The sequence below is a fragment of the Erwinia sp. PPS120 genome (genome assembly GCF_047918655.1).
Classification (GTDB): domain Bacteria; phylum Pseudomonadota; class Gammaproteobacteria; order Enterobacterales; family Enterobacteriaceae; genus Erwinia; species Erwinia tasmaniensis_A.
Map to the genome: position 1 here is coordinate 1 of NZ_JBLREF010000046.1, position 17653 is coordinate 17653.

A 17653-nucleotide genomic window follows, 5' to 3' on the forward strand; every position below is an offset into this window, starting at 1 on the left:
CCGCGTGCTGGCTTACCGCAACAGCGCGGGTGAGCAGCTTACTTTTGATTACGATTTTGAAAACGGCACCCGCCGCGCCGCCCGCGAAGATGGCGCACGGGCACACTGGCTGACAGACGATGACGATACCTACTCGAAGGTCGCTCACTGCAAGCTGTATGTCACCAAAACGCCGATTACAGCAGCAGATCTGCTGAATGACCGTGTGCTGCCGTTCTACGCGTCTAAGGGACTGCCTGTGTTGGGAATACTGACTGACAGAGGCACAGAGTACTGTGGCAAAGTGGAGCAACATGATTATCAGCTTTATCTGGCAATAAATGATATTGACCATACGAAAACCAAAGCGATGTCGCCGCAGACGAACGGCATCTGCGAACGGTTTCACAGAACGATATTGCAAGAGTTTTATCAGGTAGCGTTTCGCAAAAAACTGTATGGCGAACTCGATACATTACAGTCGGATCTTGATGAATGGCTGGCTCACTATAATAATGAGCGAACCCATCAGGGGAAAATGTGCTGTGGCCGGACGCCAATGGAAACATTACTTGATGGAAAACACATCTGGGCTGAGAAAAATTTAAGCCAGATGTAATCTGACAGGCACCTGTATAAACAACCGGTAACTGTCAGATCAGGTCTGAGCTAATACATACTGACATGATTTTATCTGGCCTTACAGGCGGGTTGCGGTATCGATATACTGCTGTTGCTTCAGATGTCTCAGCATCACTCGTCCCTCGGGCATAAACTCGGTGCCGTAGCGTACGAGGCCAATGCCCTTTAGTTCAGCATCGATGGCGTATCGCAACTCACCGGGAACGTTCTGCTCCAGCAGGACAACGGTTATTTTTTTTAGTCGCGGCTCATATTTAAGCAGCACAGCCGAAAGGGTGCCCATCAGCTCATGGGCGGTACCCGGCATGCCCTGAAGAACTCTGGTCATATCGGGCAGGCCATAGTCCGGCAGATGCGCCAGCGCTCCCGCACGGCTGTTGAGGATGCGCTGCATATTGTCAAGCACTGACAGGATGACCTGATTTTCTTCACTGACCTGATGGAGATTGAGGCCGCCGGTAAAGTTGCCGTAGAGCGTTTCATACAGCGACGGACGCGGAATTTCATTCATCTTTCAGCGCCTTCAGGGTCAGGCGGTTGTTACCGGCCTCAATCACCCGGGCTTTATCCGGATCGAGGTCATCACGACTCAGGACTACACGCCAGGTGTTGTTCACCTGGTCCGGCGACATAAACATCCCCGCTACCGCCACGTACTGCGCATCTTCCTCCATCGGCATATCGACCGTCACCGCCCCGCCCGGCTGCAGGCGGATATCTTTCTCTGCCACCAGGTCTGATTTAATAGCCTGACTGTCGGCCTTAAACAGTGACGGGTAGTCCGTGCTGTCGAAGGTCTTGCGGTCCTTTAGCTGATAAATACGCACCACCGTCGACAGCGGCACACCACCGGCATTGCTGTTCACGGCCTCGCGGGCGCGGATATCAAGGTGCAGGGTTTTTACCTGTTTATAAAATATCGATTTGGTCATGGCAACCGTGCCATCCGTGACTTTCTGGGTCAGGCCACAGCCCGCCAGTATCAGTGTGATACCAACGGCCAGCGCAGCCAGAGGAAACTTACCAGCGGTAATCGCCATCTTCATCGGTCTCCCTGCGGTGAATATTTTCCTGTACCCGCTCATAGCGGCCAAGATTGATGGTTATGGTTTTGGGGTGCGTGAGGGTGTTTGCCGCATTCAGCGGCCGCATCACGGCGGTACGGCCCAGTTGCGCTGCGCCGGCGTTGGGTTTAGTGCTCATCGTCGCGTCCGGCAGCAGGCTACGGTCGACACACAGCTGTAACCGCACATCAAGGCGGGAGCCAAGATAGACATGCAGCAGCGCCATTAAATCTGTGTGAAGCTCCCCGCCCGGTAACCAGCCCTGCACTTCAGACTGGTCTGAGGTGGTCAGGCGCATCAGCACCTGGCTGTTCACGTCGGTGGCATAACTGCCCATCACCGGACGGTTTGTCAGGGTGACAGGCTGGCGCACGCTCATGGTCAGGGACTTCTTCAGGGGCACGCGGCGTTTGTCATGGTGCCAGATTTTCGCCAGCGTGTTGGGTGCCAGCAGGCGCACCAGCGAGGCCATACCTTCTGCGGTACGTCCGGGCAGTAACATGACCGGCAGCAGCGCCAGAAAGCGTGAGGCCGGGGCCGCGATACTGTCCGTGCAGCCGTCAATGCCGAGCCCGGCCAGTCCCAGCAGGTACTGCGAGGTTTTATCCTTACCGCCTTCTTCGAAAGTCGCCGGGTAGGAGTATTTACGCCAGATACGGTAGTACTGGGCAATCAGCCGGTGGTTGAAGATATCAAGGAAATCCGCAGTCGCTTCATACCCTTCCCGCCGCTGGGTAATGTCATCGATATAATGCGTCGGCAGCGGGGACTCCACGCCGTAGAGTCCCATAAAGGTGATGCGTACCGTCGGCGGAAGATGCGGGTGCTCAGCAGCTTCGAATGACCTGATTTCTGAAGCCGGGAAGCCCATCCCCGGATGTGGACGAAAACGTACCGGTTCATGACGTACCTGCCAGGTACTGCCGGTGACCGGTTTATCCGGCTGGCTCTGTTCCAGCAGCTGGCAGAAGCGGTAAAAATTCATGTGCGGCAGCCGATCGCCCAGCTGCGCTATCAGCCGGGCAGGCGCGGGCTGTGGTTCTCTTTCCACCGGATGCATTTTCCTTCTGGCTGAACGATAAGGGTGAGCTGGTTAAACTGATTCATATCGGCATAGAGCGCGAATAAGCGGTTGAGCATTTCACCGAACAGATGAATATCGCCCTCGCCGGTAAACCCGTTGCTGTCAAGAGTTACTTCGATATCCAGTCCCCGCAGCAGATAACCCTGTTCAAACCGCTGCAGGCGATGATGCGCCACCTGCTGAATCGCCTCCAGACGCCGGGTGTTCAGTTCATCTTCCTGCCAGTTATAGAGCGCAAGCGTCCCACGCAGCACTTCAGCCGTGCTCATCATGTTAAGGAACCCCGACCCCAGGTGACTCAGTACCCGCCAGTGAAAACGGTCTTCCGCTGGCGGGTAAACCGGCAGCGTTGGCTTACAGAGGTTGCTCACCGAAAGCGGCGTCTGCACCACCTGTTCGCAGCGGTCAAGCAATGTGCTCTGCAGCGCCCGGCGCGGCAGCTGACCATTGGTCCCGGTGATTTGCAGCGACACGGCTTCACGGTCGACCAGACGGTCAGCTTCCCACTGATGACCACCCAGAATGAGCCAGGTGTCATACAGCCCGGTCACACTGCGCTTCACGCGGGTGTGGTAATAGCGAGGAGGTGCGTGACGGCGCATCATCCCGCCCTTGTGGCGGAAGCTGCTGAACGGGACGTACTCCGCGTCACTGGTCCGGTTTGAGCCGGTTACCGAATCCACCGAATAAATCTCGGTATGCCCGTCCTGCAGCCGTTTGGGGCGCAGCAGGTACTCGCTTTCAAGCCCGGTGATGGTGAGCGGGTCAGCTTCCAGGGTGAACAGGTTAATCACCGGTACGCAGTGGAGGCGAACCGCATCATCGGTGACCGGCAGGTCAGATGGCCATGGTGTACTGAACACCACTTCAATATCGAAATACTCCGCGCCGGCAGGTGGCGTGATGCCCTCCAGACCGTTAAGGTGGACAAACATAAATTTGTCCCGGAAGGTGAAGTATTCCAGCAACAGCTGGTAGCCGCTGAACGCGGTATCGCCTTTCGGCCACAGACCGTCCTCTTCGGCAAACCCACCCGGTGAGAAGTACCCGTCAACACGAATACGGTCGGTCTGGCCAGGCAGGCGCATATAGAGTGCGGCCTGCCGTCTGGTCAGCATCAGGTGCAGCTGGCTGCTGACCAGTGCATCAGCTCCGAGATACAGGCTCAGACGGCTGAGGTCAGCACCGGACCAGTCTGCCTGGCTGCTGCAGGCACAGCGCATCCGCAACAGCGAACGACCGTCAGGCTCAGTGGTCATGGTAATGCCCGAAACGCTCAGGGGATTGAGCATCACATCCCGGGTGGTGCGGTAGCGACAGACGGTGTTCTTCGGCCCCACAGGACGGGAATATATCTCAAGGCCTGCGGGCACCACTTCCGCCATTTTCATGGCATGCAGGGCCGGGGTCAGTGCCACCACCGAGAGGGACGGAATAGTGCGCAGGTAGTGTGGCCAGAGCATGCTGACCAGACCTTCCGTCAGTTCCGGCAGGTCGTCGTCAATTTTTTCGCGCAGCCGCCCCATAGAGAAGGCAAACCCTTCAAGCAGGCGTTCTACATACGGATCGGGTGTGCCAGCCTTATCCAGGTCGAGCATTGCCGCCCGATCGGGGTGGGTTTGCGCGAACTCTTTCGCAGCTTCACGCAGATAGCGCATTTCCGCATCAAAATAGCGCAGGGTCTGATCATTCATATGCGTTCCAGCAGGAGTTAGCCCTGGTGTTGTTGCCCGATGATTAAGCGCAGAAACGTGAGGGAGACAGGGAAAAATACGATATCTGCAGCAAGTGCCACAGGTGTGAGCACAATGTTGGTAGCAAGATTCTTCGGAGAAAAGTCGATTTCACTATCGGTAGCGTAAAATTCGATTTTATACTTTCGCCCCAGTGACTCGTTATTGGTAAATGTATAATTGATACTTTTCCCTGGAAGAACCATGCCCACAATATTGACGTCTTTCCAGTATCCCTCCTTCGCGCTCCGGAATCCTGAATGCTTAATGACATCTATATCGTTTTCTGAAAGCTCACCTGCGCTTTTATTAACCCAGACACGTAATGAATCCTCAAAGTGAACGACAGCATCCCCTTTTACAGGGCGAGCCAACTGAAGTTTGAGCGTATTTTCTTCCTTACCTGCAATCAGTGGGATTTTGTCTGTTAATTTGTTTAAAGACAGCAATTCGCCAGCCCCCCTCGTCAGAATATAGACGTTTTTCTCACCCAGAAATGCAATGCCTTCCGAAGGAATAATCAGAGGTATCTTAGTCTTATCCTGAACAACAGAAGCGGCGAGGTTTTTATACTGAAAAATATCGGTGACATTATCCTGCATTTTCATAACATTCACCTGATGGCTACCTGCGACTTTATTTCCACCCCACAAAATTGCAGTGCACCCGGACAGTAATAGCACCATGCCAATACATGCTGCAGATTTAGTTCTTTTCATGAAAGTTTATATTCCTAAAATCATTAATATCACCGGCATCACTTCCGGAATTCATTTCTTTGCACTACCCGCACAGGACTACCGCGCGGGCAGGATCGATAGCAATTAACCCGGCAAGCAGGCTTTCCATTTCAGTGTGCAGGCGAGCTTTGTCCGACTCTGCCCGACTCGCTTTAATTCTCAGCAGTTTCAGATGACGGGCCCGCACCTCAAACAGCAGCTCCGGCTCCCAGTCGCTGAGCGTCACCTCTCCGGCACGCTCCCCCAGCTCAGCAAACAGATGCATCGCCAGCTCATTCTTCCCGTACTGCTCCGCGATACGTCCCATCAGCAGGCGCAGCAGCCAGCGCTGACGTGTCGTTGTGATCCCGGGACGGCTCTGCAACCAGTTCAGCGCGGCATCCGGGCCTTCACTGTCGGCAAGCGCCACGGCTTCCGGCTCCAGTACCAGAATGTCATCGTTACCGGCGCTTATCGGGACTGATGGTGTGTCGTTGCCCCACCCGGCGCCCGTATCCAACACGCTCTGCCGGATCCAGTTCAGCGTCACTTCGTCCGCAAACGGCGTACCGTCACTGAACGCCAGCGTCTCCAGCCCGGACAGGCGCGAAAGCAGCCCTTTCAGATCAGCTGCGACAATGTCGGCCAGCGTCTCCTGGCCGGATTTCGTCAGCGCCTGGTGGATATACCACTGCAAATCCAGCCACAGGTGATTGGCACAGCGGGAAAAGGTGCTGTCCGCCGTTTCCAGCATCTCAGCCCAGTTTTGCTGCAGATACAGGCGCTTGAGCAACGCACGCTGGTCTGCTCTCGGAGGTTCGATACGGGTACGTCCCTGTGCATCCGGTGCCGGAATGGCCCGCAGGGTGTCATGACGCAGGCTTTTCATCAGATGGTGGGCTGACAGCCAGCCATCGGGCTGCTCACGCAGGTATTCACTGAGCGTACGGGCCTGTGACAGCAAATCCTGACCGGACGTGATACGCCCGATTGAAGGTGCATCACTGTGGCCAGTCGTGGAAGGTGTTTCGCTGGTACTGGCATTCTGCGGCACGACCGCATCCACGCCACCCGCTTTCTGCAGACGGCTTTCCAGAGCACCGTACAGCGCATTGAATTGCGGGCGTATTTCATCCGGCTCATTTTCGGTAAGCTGCGCAATCAGCAACAGCGCTCCGGTGGTGCGCATCGCATCGTTCCTGACCACTTCCGGGTACAGAGAGAGCGAATCCGTCATACGCGAACCCGCCAGCCATTCCAGCGCCGCCTTACGGCTGCGGTCACGCTGCGGGTGTAGCTGTGTACCAAAGCGCTCCAGCAGTCCGGCCAGTAGCTCCAGGCCTTCGGCCAGTCCCTGCTCGCCTTCGCGGTGCAGCTTTGCCCAGCAGTAGTACGTCACGACGCGAATGTCTTTTGCAGTGGTGGTCAGCAGCTTCTCTGCCAGGCGGCAAATGAGTTCGGTATCCGCGCCGGAGAGTTTGTTGACCTCTTCTCGCATCTGCTGGAAGTCATCGTCATAGCCCGGGTCTTCGCCAGCGGGCGAGGGTCCGGACAGCGGTTGCAGCCAGTTGTCCCACTGCGCCACACGCTCACGGGTCGCCACAAGTAATGGTTCCTGTTCTGTCTGGCAGGCACTGAGTAAGGCATTGAGCGTGCTCATCAGTAGACCTCCTCTGCATCACTGTTCGCACTGGCGACATGGTCTGACGGTGCGATACCGGTGGTGCTGAAGATGGTTTCCGGCAGACGGAAATTACGCAGTTTCAGCAGCGCCAGCGGCCCCTCGCCAGCTTCGGTACGCAGGGTATAATTGAGCATGCGACCGTCCGGAGCTTTCCAGCTCAGGCTGTAGCTGCTTCCCACCCCCGGATACGCTTTCACGCTGGCTTTATCGAGCAGGCGGATCCAGCCCCAGCTACCCGGAATATCCTCGTACTGGCGGGTACCCGCCTGCGTGCTAATCCAGCTCAGGTTTGCGCCGGGCGCTTCGGTATCCGCAGGCCATGTGAAGCGCTTCCACGCCGGCAGCTGGTTCATATAGGTCAGCTTCTGGCTGTCGATAATCATGTCGGTCTGCATCACACCATCGGCGGTGCCCGGTCGCAGCTCAAAGTGCATACCGGCATTGCCTTCGGTGAAGGCCACATCCGAGATATGGCTCAGGGTGTTGATGGCACTGAGAAATGCCGGGTTAAACACCAGCCCCTGCGAGTTGATGCTGTCCGGCACCCAGCGGCTACCTTCCCGGTGCAGCACCCCTTTCAGACGGGTTTGCAGGAACTGCGCGATACGCCCGGAATCGGCATTGAGGTATTTAGCCAGCAGCGGCAATGAAACATCACTGCTGGAGTTGTTAAACGGATAGCGCCCCCCAAAGACGCTGTTCCACTCAGCCACCACCGCCTGTTGCCACTGGGCATTGAGGCTCCCGGCCGCCGGGGTCAACACCTGCTGCCAGGCCTGCTCCATCGGGTTCACAAACACCGAACGACCAAAACTACTCCACTCTTGCCCCAGGCCTGCAGCAATCAGGCTGCCGTAGTCGCGGGTTTCGGTCAGATCCACGGCTTTTCCCTGGAATACCGTCCGGGCAATAGTCTGGGTCATCGCCTGCGGGTCGGCGGCGTTGGTCACCTGCTGCAGGCGCAGACGGACCTGGGTCACGCGGGTCAGGTACGACTGCAGGCTCAGTGCCTGTACCCCGGTGTTACTTTTATCCATCAGCGCCAGCACCGGACCGAAGGTCGCATCCAGCGGCCCGTGAACACCGGCACTCTGGTCAATGGCATCCCTGTTGTCACCCCCCAGCAGATTCTTCGCGGATTTCACCAGTGAGTCGGAAATCGCTTCGCCAGTCTGTCCGGTACGCCCCTGCACATTCAGGGTGTTCATCAGCGCCACCAGAGGTGACTGGCGCACATCGGCCATTAGCGTCAACTGGTCAATGGAATCCGACAGCGTGGCGGCCGGGTTCCAGCGCAGGCTGTTGAGGAACTCCAGCCAGGCCCCGCTAAAGTCCGTAAAGTAGCGCTCCGTCAGCCGCTTTTTCAGCGCTTCTGGCGAGGTTTCATCCTGTTTATTCACCTGACGCTGACTGTCCGTGAGTACCCAGTCAAGTTCGTCCCGGCGTGCTTTCACCACTTTTTCAATGGCAGGCTGTACCGCCTGCTCCCAGGCCTGTCGGGTAAACATGCCCGGCACAATTTCGGCAGAACTGAACAGACGCGATGCATCAGTATCGCCGGTCATGTCTTCAAGTCGCATATCGACATAGAGGTGCGCCACCTGAGAGAGCATCTTCTGGTACAGCGTTGATTCGCTGTTACGCATGCCCATCAGGCGAACCAGCAGGGAGCGCGCCTGGCTGACCATGCCCTCATCGGCACGAATCTTCCACTCCGGGTGCGCAATCAGCTGCGCCCCCCAGAACGACAGCAGTGACGGGGCCACGCCCTGCCAGACGCCATCTTTCACACCGTTACGCTTCGGCCAGTCATTCAGCAAAGCAGAGCTGAACCAGGCTGCATCCATATGCTCGGGACGCGCCAGCATCAGGTAGAGCTTCAGCTGGTCATACGTTTTTTTTGCCATCTGCTCCCGCAACGGGCTACCCGGCGGCAGCGCATTAAAGGCATTGAGTTGTATTTGCAAATGGCTGGCTGCGGCATCGCGCAGCAGCGGCTGCGCACTGTCCTGATAACGGGGCCAGAGCGCGGCAAGCAGCGCATTATTCTGACTCAGCCCGGCACGTTCATACCACGGCGCGCCATGCTCAGCGCGGTACTGCAGGCGAGCCAGGGTCTTCTGCAGTTCCGACAGCGCATGCAGACGCTGCTCCAGCGGCTGATTCTCCCGGGCGGCAAGAGATGCCTGGGCATTCGCACCGGCAATCTGGCTGCGATTGGTGACATACGCGATGCTCATCCACACTGCCCAGCCCACCATCGTAAGCGCAGCAGCAGACGCCAACACTCTGCGCCACGGAATGCCCGGTTTCACGGGGCGCAGCGCGGCAGGAAGCATCCCGACAGACTCAGGCAGGACATTCCAGCGCTTATCCATGCCCCAGTGGTGCGTCACGGCACGTTCAGCACCGGAAGAGGGCTGACTGAACACCACACCGACCAGCGGCAGCGGGCGATACGGATTGAGCATCACCGACAATGGCGCGGTCACGCTCTCCGGTTCACGAATGAGCTGGTCGGCAAGCGTCAGCAGGAAGTTGTGTTTAACATCATCACAGGTCTGTTGCAGACCCTGTGACGTCAGTTCCGGCGTCAGGGCGGAGAGCTGCTCAGCCAGACCTTCGGGAGTGCATCCGCCAGGCAGCAGACAGCCTGTTGCCTGCACAATGCGGCCTTCCGGCTGACCGGCGCGCGGATGCAGGGACCAGACATACAGGGGAAGTTTCCAGCCAAGCGTTTCCATAAGGGCGCTGATGGCGTGAGACAGGGAGTCCATGGTGCTTTCAGACGGTACCGGCATCGGCTGCTCCAGCCCTGGTGCTGAGATCTGGTCAAAGGCCGAGGTAACCCACACAAGACCATCCACCGGACGGCGGCGCAGTTTACGCAACGCGGTCAGCCAGGCACTGTCTGCTGGCGTATTGAGGTCACCGCCCCACAGCAACAGAGTACCGCGATCTTCCTGCCAGAGCTGAGCTGTAAGGCCGGGGGTCAGCTGTTCCACCTCAGAGGCAGTGCCGGTTATTAGCAGAATGCGCGTTTTACGGCCCCAGCGGCGACCGTAGAGGTTGCGCATAGCGAGGCGGATGGTGTCTACGGTGACGTTGCGTGGTGCGGTCTGTTTAACGCGGCCTTCATCGGCAGGCAGGACATTCTTTCGCTTAGCCTGAAAACGATGCCAGCGCTCCTGGATTGCCTGACGCACGATCCCGCCATGGCGAATGAATAAAACCAAAATCATAGCGCCTGCGAACCCAAGCCATTTTAAGCCTCTAGTATCCAAACCAACCTTGTCACCGTAGTTCCAGATTAGCCAGGCGACTACCGCAGTAATAATTATTGTCAGCCCGAAACGCCCCCAGTTCCCACGCCATACAGTATCCTCAACTGCTTTCATTCTTATTCCCTGTTGTCACGGTATTAATAAAACGCTGCCCTTCACCTTCCGATAACATCAGACAGTCTGTCTTCAGTAGCTGTACCGCATCACTGACTATGGCAGTCATTATCCAGGGGGAAAATGGCCCGCAGCGCCCGGCATATGTCTCAAGCCAATGCAGCTGTTCTGTTTTCCAGTGCCCCTGATGTAACTCACTGGCTTTAAGCATCAATGAAAACGACTGCCCCCAACGAACGTGGTCACCAATGATATGCTGAGTATTGATAGACTGGGTCTGAGTAGAAAAGTAGAGTTCAAATTCACTGAGCATGTCATCGCCTTCCAGAGACATAGGACGGAGCAGACGTACGTTGTGGCCTAGTTCATATTTGGTCGCAACATCATCAGTTGTCAGCAACAGCGTAGCAAGCGCATCGCTATACCGATCACGACCACACAGCTGTTGCACCATGACAAGCTCAACAGAAATATCTGGCGTTTTGATTCTTCGTTCTACTGAATCAAAAGAAAGAGAGCGTTGCACTGACAATGTGGGGACAGGACGCTCCGCTGGCATCAACTCACGCCAGCATTCATCAAAGATCGCTTTTAAGGCAGCATCTTCCTCAGGTGAATCAGTTAGCAGAAATGCCTTCAACGCTATATCTGTTGGTAATCGCTTCAGCGCAACTTTAACGCCTTCAAGCTGTTTTAATGATGCTGCTATAGCTGGGCTAATATCAAGCCGCCTGGCCAGCCCGTTGTATTCTTCTAATTCGGTACTTCTAGGTATAAACATTGGCACTGTCAGTGACTGAGGCAGGATCACTTCACTGCCCATTACGGCCAGATAACGCCCGGCCCATTCGGTCCATTGCTGTTGAGAGTAGTCAGCTTCTTTCGATTCAAATTCGTGCTTATCAACACCATTGTTATAGAGCCAGGCTCTCAGGCAAATGCAAAAAATCCAGATAAGTGGTGGAGAGCCGGACACAACCCAAATATTGTAATCCTGCCCTGCTCCCATCAACTGATTAGCATGGAGAACGAAAATCAACCCTCCTGCGATCAATGCAGCGAGACCACCGATAAGCCAGATAAGAAGAGAAGGTTCTTCCGGCATCGGAGTAACATGTGATTTTTGACGCTCCCAACTCATTAATTAACCTATAGCGCAATCCGGCGCGCTGGAGATGACCTGACAACCACATTCACAATGGCAACCATCCACGACAACTGATTTACCATCAGAAGACCATTCAGACGACCCCTCTATAATGGCATTTATTCCGTGGCCTTCTTTAGGACAACTTACTTTATCCCCAACTAAGGCCACCTTTTTATTATTAACTATCATAGTTGAAGAAGCAGAGATCACTTCACCACCATGCGTTGTTTTATCTCCCAGCAATACAAAACCGTTTGACATATTGAAACCTCCGCAATCATTTACGATCTAAAAACAAAGCCATTAGCAGAAACCATTTAGCTTTTTTTAAATCTTTCACACCGTTTAATATCAATATATTGACCAACCATCAAGATAAACGGAGCAGCTACCCACATCCAATAACCTAAGCCATAAGAGATTATTAATCTGTCACAACCTCCAGCGTCTACAATAATTTTTTTCACTCCCAATAAAGAAATAGCTAAAACAAATGACACCAGAGACAATATGAACAATATATTATTTTATTTTTTATTAATCACTCCTATAAGTGATGCTATATAAAATGGATTAGCTAACCAAGAAAATGAAGCAGCAGGATCAACAAAAAAACCAAACCATCCAGTTATAAGTAAAGCAAGACCATCACTTGAACCTGTATCTGTGCTAAAAGATGGAAAATATAAAGCGGCGCAAAAGCATAATGCTCAAATTCCGTAGAGACTTGATGAAAAAAATATTTCATAACCAGCATATATTTTGAGTAGCAATTCGATAATTCTAATTTAAAACACTTTCTAATTATAAATAACAATCAATCACTACCTTTTGCAAGCAACTGAAGCTTTTTGTAATTAGGGAAATATGGCCCGTTCTCAACGGTTCCATCTGGGTACAACACTGACATATACACCCCGACCTTTTGCACCGCTGGTTCTGTGGCTCGCAAGGTTTTTAAAAAATGAAGCCTAGGCTCAAAAATAACTTCTTTTGCCGATGTTGATTTATAAATCACATCTGGCGAGGACCTAACTATGGAATATTCCACTGGGCTACCGATACTCCTGCGCTTTGTTATTAAAGGGAAGTAATCATCATTCAGGGTGACATTTCCATTAATAACCTCATATGCTCCACTTAGCCGCTGAGGTGAATTATCATCAAATACAATAATTTCTTTAATTGGAATGCTTTCACTTTTTTCATCTTTATCTGATGGGAGTTCTTTTAAATTAAATCCTAGAGTTATATTGCTTAATCGCCAATTACACTGCCCGCCACCATCGCGTGAAACGTCGAGGTTAAATATACTGTCACCTAATGCAAGATTGAATTCTTCCTTGATAAAATGATAACCAGGTTCTTTTACTACATCCCCATTCGAATTTTTACGGCTCTTCAAGCAAGTGGTTGAACGATACATAATTTCCAATGGCAGTATTTTACTGTCCGTTGGCATCTTTGCAATTACAGTAACCACTTCACTATCAGGCGGAGGATTCAATGACTCATCTTTATCACAGCCTAACAAAATAAAAGGAAAGATGAACACCATATTCCTAATTAATATTTTCATATTCTTCCTTTGCAGTATGTTTAAATCTGACCAATGCATTCACCCAATTGCTATCGGTCTTTGATACCCCTAATGTTTTTGGCATCATTTCTTGCAAAGATAAAAAAACCTTATTCCTTTCCACTTCATTTTTTGAAGTGTTTTCTGTTGATTTCGATGCATTGTTAACAGTGCGTGAGAATTTCTCTCGATTCATTTTCCTCTCCATTTGCCGTTCAGGATCTACCAACTCAATCAACTCATTATTGATAAATGGCATGTATTTATTTGACATAGAGTGATTTACTGGATTTGTCCAAGAGTCAAGATCAGGATTGGTATTTTTAGGAAAGTAATGCCTTAAGCTTTCAGGAGACAAACATTTTACAAATTTATTTTGCTCTTCAGCTGTAGTGCAAAACATTTGCTCATTAAGTTCTGGAACAAGATATAGCTTACATTTATCAAATGAGATCTCCCTTATTGACATATAAGGGTTGCTAACGTCCATGCCTATAAGTGGCATTATTCTTTTTAAATACTTTACAATAGACTGCTCAGCCTTAAAAAAGCAGACAGTACTACCATGATGCCAATAAGGATCACCAAACTTAATTCCTGCGCCTTGAATTTCCATAGCCCAAACAGAACCGATGAACCCATAGACGACACCGTAGGGTCCCCAAAGGTCATAAAGTTTATTATCTAACTCTAGTTCCGGTGGAACGCTTGTTACTGAGTCTGAGTCGTTTACATGTCTATAATGAGAAATATTTTGAATCTCATTAATAGTCGATGCCGTAAACACTCGCGGCATCCCATATGTATAAATTACTGGTTGATAATCACGCAGTACAGTAGCATGAATTAGTGTCAATGCCCCGCCTAAACTATGCCCAGCAATAAAAAGCTCACGTCCATTGGATAAGCTCTGAATTTGCTTGAATTGATCCCCGAATTTTTTTCCAACTAAGTTAAAAGCATCTAAAAAACCTTTGTGGCAATGACCTGCAGGCACTATATCTGGACATGGCAGCGGCCTGAATGTTCCATCAGCACCAAGATCTGCTAGTTTATCTGGCTCAGTACCTCTCCATCCTACTATTAGCTTAGTTAAATTACTGACGAAGAAAAGCTGGGTTCCTCCTTCCCCAGAATCACCTTCCGTAGTATCGAGAAATACTGGATTTACATAACGTTCTCTAAACGGCACATCGACAGAAATGGTTTCATAGAGCATATTAGGAACTTTAGATAAGTCTTGGCATTGGTCATTAAAAAAAGATAGTACTTTTTCTTTGTCAGAATAAGCAAACTCGGCTAAAAGCCCCAAATTAAATGCATTAATGATAGAGTAATCTTTGGTATGATCAAGAAGAATATTCCATGCTCTAAATGGACATACCTTCACTATAACCCTCGAATTAAAATACATATTCGAAATGGTTAACCCGGAAAAATCAGGGTCAGGGAAATGAAAAGCCGGTAATTCTTTATTATTCCAGCCTGGGATATTTGGTGCTTTATCGCACAACTGCCCTACAACAACATAATAACAAATGTTATTAGTTTTGTTATCGACAGTCACTGGCGACATTTTCATAGAATACGAGTATGTTCTTTCTATACTTAAAGGCCTTTGCTCCATTTCATCAACAAGTGCTTGAGCTTCAGCAAAAAGAGTGAGATCAGGATGAAGCAAATCATCGATTCTCAAAATACCTTCTGAATCAGTAACTCCGCTATAAGGCTGAATAACTTTATCTCGGCTAGCCGCGTTTTCTCCCCGCCATGGCATGTTAGCTACGGCGTTATTATTCTCATCAACCAATTGAATCTCAACCCAGCATTTCTTTTGCGCTGGAGCTTGAGCTTTTCCGAATGTCCCTACCGCTGATGTTCTTGATTCACTCATGATGAAGCTCCTTGCTCGCTGTCAGTACTGCTTAGAGGAAACTCAATTTTCATTGATGATGGAGACGCAGTATAAATTGGCATAGTATTTCCGAGCTTATCTGTTGTCCCTGAGTAAACATCACCTTCAGCGGTGGTAACCTTATAATGGGTGTAAGGCATCACTTCACCCGTTTCCTGGTTAGTTATTGCAAACCCGCCTTTAAATCCTTTAGGCAGTTCCTGAGGAGACAGATTTAAGTTTGCCGCCCCCATTTTTTGCACATTCGCAGCTTTCAGCAGGATATTCCCCGGACATCCAAGTTCAATATTTCCGCCACTGATCTTGATATAAACCCCATTACAAACAAGAGTTAATTCCTTACTGGCATTTATCGTCACGCTACCGCTATTGCTGGTAACAGTGACATCCTTCAATGCCTGAACATTCAGTGCGTCCCCCTGCGCCTGTACATCAACTTTTCCCTGTCCTGCAAAAAGTTGCATCCCTGCACTTTGTGCAAATAAACTTACAGCTTTCGACGCCGCAACAGTTACCGTCTGAGCGGCGCTTATATCCGTATTGCGACCAGATACGATTCCTACACTTTGACTTCCAGACGCAATCCGAACTGCTTCGGGACTGACCATCCCAATTCCCATCGGTGAAGAGGCTAATATCCCTGGTTTTTGCAGTCCGGAGAGCGCGTTATTCAGACTCGATTGGCTATCTGAATCTGCCGAAGTTGCTTTTGCTGTCTCAGCTGCTTTGCTCAGACTTTTTGCGAGGGCAAGAGCCTGTTCCAGTTGCTGTACAGCTTTACGCATATCAAGCATTACACCTTCAGCATTTGGTTGAGAATCAGCACTTATTAAAATCCCTTTCCCCCCCCGAACAGCTACCCAATCATCAGTGCGCAACTCTGCACCTTCTCCTCTAACAACGCGCTCCTCATCGACGTTGTGCCCTAAATTAAGTTGGGTCTTACCACCGTACTCTGTACTGAGCTTAATGTGCTCTTCGCCGCGCTTGTCCTCCATCCGCAGTTTGTTCAGGCCAGCTGTGCGGATAACATTGCGCGTGCTATTGGCCTCAGTGACGTGGTCGACGTGGCGGGAGTCGTGCAGGGCATGGGCGATATAAGGACGATCCGGATCGCCCTCATGGAACGCAATGGCGACTTCAGTGCCCTGGATCAGCGGGAAGTGGAATCCGTACTTATCACCACCGTAAGGCCTGGCGAAGCGCACCGGCATACTTTCCATGCCCTGACGCTTGTCGTCGCGGTCAGCATCAAACTTCACCCGGTACATGCCCGATGCATCCTGCCAGGCGTAGATGTCGTTCTCTCTGGCGCTGGTCACACGCGCCATCAGGGTGCCGCTGACCACCGGGCGCTTTTTAGCAGCAGGACGCCAGCAACGGTTCTCGTAGTATGGCATCGCTACCCATGCCACTTTCAGGGCATTCTTACGGCTGGCGTAGTAGCCCGTTCGGATAATAACAACTCCGTTCTCCGTTTCACGGGGCAGTGTTGGCGGGATAGCCATTTCGGTAATAGTCAGCACCTGAGCCGGACTGAGGGTATGGTCGGTGCTGCTGCCGGTCACCGTGGTCTGAGTAGACAGGAAGCGCTCATGCTCCAGGCGTGCCCAGAAGTTACCGGTTTCTGCCGTCGGCGTGATTTTGTCGCCACGTTCAAGGTGACGTGGGCGGTAGTGATACACATCGCCGTAAGTGTTTCCCTCCCCGTCTCCGCGGGTCATGTCCGCCGGTACTGAAGTCAGGATATTCTGGGCTTCACGGTGGTTNNTCCCTGACGGGCTGTTCAGCGGGAGCTTTTTCCCAAACGTCCAGGCGCTCTGCTTGTCCGCAAAGTGCACCACTTCGGTCTGGGTGTCGGGCTGCAGGGTAAAAAAGTAAAAAATCCCCACCTCTGCCAGCAGGCGTTCAATGAAGGCGAGGTCGTTTTCCTGGTACTGGTTAATCTGCTCGCGCTTCGGATAGTCGGCTTTGAGCGTGAACTCATACTCCCAGTCTTTCAGTCCATGCTCCGTGAGCACCTCTGACACCACTTCCGGGATCGATTTATTGACGAAAAAGCGGTGAGTACGAAACTGATTGCCCAGCAGCGCCAGAAACGGTTCCAGCACAATGCAGTACTGCGCTTCATCCGCGGAGCCACCGGTACGCTCAAAGTGAGTGACCACCCCGTGAACCACCTTGCGCTCCGTCAGAGAGAGCAGGTTACCCGTGCCCATGGTCAGCGTTGCCGGCTTACTCAGCATCTGGCGTGCATCAATGTTCTTGTCGGCACTCGTGAAGTTGATGGTGTACCTGTACAGTGTACTCATCGCTTCTGAACCGCTGAAACCTTCCACGTCAATATTTGCCGCAAACGACGGAATATCCAGTTGGTAACGGTTTAGCGGGGTTTGGATTAAACTGCTCAGTGTATCTGTCAGGCTCACGATCTTTACTCCGTGTAATATTTCAGCATCCTGAGTGACCAGTGATGGAAAGAAAGACAACGATATAAAATTTAAATTATTTTATTTATCCGCTCCACCGTATAGCCAAGTTATCTCTATACCTGTTGGTGGAACGTTGTAAATACCTTCCTGATTGATTTCCCGGGGATGACAAAATCGTATGGTTATTCATCATAAACATATGTATAAGCGAACCGATATATAAGATAGCCTGCAAAAAATTCTGCTATCGAAAACGCCCCCCAGATGTATCTGG

At 51.8% G+C, this 17653-nt stretch carries 13 protein-coding genes; 1 reads left to right on the top strand and 12 read right to left on the bottom strand.

All coding sequences use genetic code 11. From position 1 onward, the window contains the following. Nucleotides 1–598: integrase core domain-containing protein (locus tag ACLRGG_RS19860; protein WP_416251379.1), on the top strand; the 598-nt coding region annotated here is incomplete at its 5' end. Between the two features lie 81 nt (nt 599–679). Here the strand turns inward: ACLRGG_RS19860 and tssE are convergent. The 12 genes from tssE to ACLRGG_RS19920 form a co-directional block, all read right to left on the bottom strand. After that, a complete protein-coding gene (tssE, locus tag ACLRGG_RS19865) occupies nt 680–1132 on the bottom strand; it encodes a type VI secretion system baseplate subunit TssE (protein WP_416251380.1) in 453 nt (150 codons plus the stop codon). Further along, nucleotides 1125–1661, bottom strand: coding sequence for a type VI secretion system lipoprotein TssJ (gene tssJ, locus ACLRGG_RS19870; protein ID WP_416251403.1), 537 nt, complete (start codon nt 1659–1661; stop codon nt 1125–1127). Before tssJ ends, tssE begins: the two co-directional genes overlap by 8 nt. Beyond that, complete coding sequence (gene tssG, locus ACLRGG_RS19875) at nt 1642–2745, bottom strand: type VI secretion system baseplate subunit TssG (RefSeq protein WP_416251381.1); 1104 nt, start codon at nt 2743–2745, stop codon at nt 1642–1644. Before tssG ends, tssJ begins: the two co-directional genes overlap by 20 nt. Continuing rightward, entirely contained in the window at nt 2700–4463 is a 1764-nt protein-coding gene (gene tssF, locus ACLRGG_RS19880) for a type VI secretion system baseplate subunit TssF (protein ID WP_416251382.1), read from the bottom strand. Before tssF ends, tssG begins: the two co-directional genes overlap by 46 nt. A gap of 17 nt (nt 4464–4480) precedes the next feature. Continuing rightward, on the bottom strand, nt 4481–5221 hold the full coding sequence (locus ACLRGG_RS19885) for a YidX family protein (protein WP_416251383.1): 741 nt from the start codon (nt 5219–5221) through the stop codon (nt 4481–4483). Between the two features lie 64 nt (nt 5222–5285). Continuing rightward, nucleotides 5286–6881, bottom strand: a complete 1596-nt coding sequence (tssA, locus tag ACLRGG_RS19890) for a type VI secretion system protein TssA (RefSeq protein WP_416251384.1) — start codon at nt 6879–6881, stop codon at nt 5286–5288. Further along, nucleotides 6881–10303: an ImcF-related family protein gene (locus tag ACLRGG_RS19895; protein WP_416251385.1), complete on the bottom strand. Its 3423-nt coding sequence runs from the start codon at nt 10301–10303 to the stop codon at nt 6881–6883. Before ACLRGG_RS19895 ends, tssA begins: the two co-directional genes overlap by 1 nt. Further along, the gene (locus ACLRGG_RS19900; protein WP_416251386.1) at nt 10290–11444 is read right to left on the bottom strand and encodes a KPHS_23130 family T6SS system protein; all 1155 of its coding nucleotides are present in this window, start codon (nt 11442–11444) and stop codon (nt 10290–10292) included. Before ACLRGG_RS19900 ends, ACLRGG_RS19895 begins: the two co-directional genes overlap by 14 nt. 3 nt (nt 11445–11447) lie before the next feature. Further along, nucleotides 11448–11714, bottom strand: a complete 267-nt coding sequence (locus ACLRGG_RS19905; RefSeq protein ID WP_416251387.1) for a PAAR domain-containing protein — start codon at nt 11712–11714, stop codon at nt 11448–11450. A gap of 556 nt (nt 11715–12270) precedes the next feature. Continuing rightward, nucleotides 12271–13032, bottom strand: coding sequence for a hypothetical protein (locus tag ACLRGG_RS19910; RefSeq protein ID WP_416251388.1), 762 nt, complete (start codon nt 13030–13032; stop codon nt 12271–12273). After that, nucleotides 13016–14926 carry a lipase family protein gene (locus ACLRGG_RS19915; RefSeq protein WP_416251389.1) on the bottom strand — a complete coding sequence of 637 codons (1911 nt, stop codon included), beginning with the start codon at nt 14924–14926 and terminating at the stop codon, nt 13016–13018. Before ACLRGG_RS19915 ends, ACLRGG_RS19910 begins: the two co-directional genes overlap by 17 nt. Then, on the bottom strand, nt 14923–17376 hold the full coding sequence (locus tag ACLRGG_RS19920) for a type VI secretion system Vgr family protein (RefSeq protein ID WP_416251390.1): 2454 nt from the start codon (nt 17374–17376) through the stop codon (nt 14923–14925). Before ACLRGG_RS19920 ends, ACLRGG_RS19915 begins: the two co-directional genes overlap by 4 nt. Nucleotides 17377–17653 lie beyond the last annotated feature (277 nt).

What these genes read in the sequence shown, in the direction of transcription:
- tssE (WP_416251380.1), bottom strand. Translation starts at nt 1,132, where the DNA reads ATGAATGAAATTCCGCGTCCGTCGCTGTATGAAACGCTCTACGGCAAC.
- tssJ (WP_416251403.1), bottom strand. Translation starts at nt 1,661, where the DNA reads ATGGCGATTACCGCTGGTAAGTTTCCTCTGGCTGCGCTGGCCGTTGGT.
- tssG (WP_416251381.1), bottom strand. Translation starts at nt 2,745, where the DNA reads ATGCATCCGGTGGAAAGAGAACCACAGCCCGCGCCTGCCCGGCTGATA.
- tssF (WP_416251382.1), bottom strand. Translation starts at nt 4,463, where the DNA reads ATGAATGATCAGACCCTGCGCTATTTTGATGCGGAAATGCGCTATCTG.
- ACLRGG_RS19885 (WP_416251383.1), bottom strand. Translation starts at nt 5,221, where the DNA reads ATGAAAAGAACTAAATCTGCAGCATGTATTGGCATGGTGCTATTACTG.
- tssA (WP_416251384.1), bottom strand. Translation starts at nt 6,881, where the DNA reads ATGAGCACGCTCAATGCCTTACTCAGTGCCTGCCAGACAGAACAGGAA.
- ACLRGG_RS19895 (WP_416251385.1), bottom strand. Translation starts at nt 10,303, where the DNA reads ATGAAAGCAGTTGAGGATACTGTATGGCGTGGGAACTGGGGGCGTTTC.
- ACLRGG_RS19900 (WP_416251386.1), bottom strand. Translation starts at nt 11,444, where the DNA reads ATGAGTTGGGAGCGTCAAAAATCACATGTTACTCCGATGCCGGAAGAA.
- ACLRGG_RS19905 (WP_416251387.1), bottom strand. Translation starts at nt 11,714, where the DNA reads ATGTCAAACGGTTTTGTATTGCTGGGAGATAAAACAACGCATGGTGGT.
- ACLRGG_RS19910 (WP_416251388.1), bottom strand. Translation starts at nt 13,032, where the DNA reads ATGAAAATATTAATTAGGAATATGGTGTTCATCTTTCCTTTTATTTTG.
- ACLRGG_RS19915 (WP_416251389.1), bottom strand. Translation starts at nt 14,926, where the DNA reads ATGAGTGAATCAAGAACATCAGCGGTAGGGACATTCGGAAAAGCTCAA.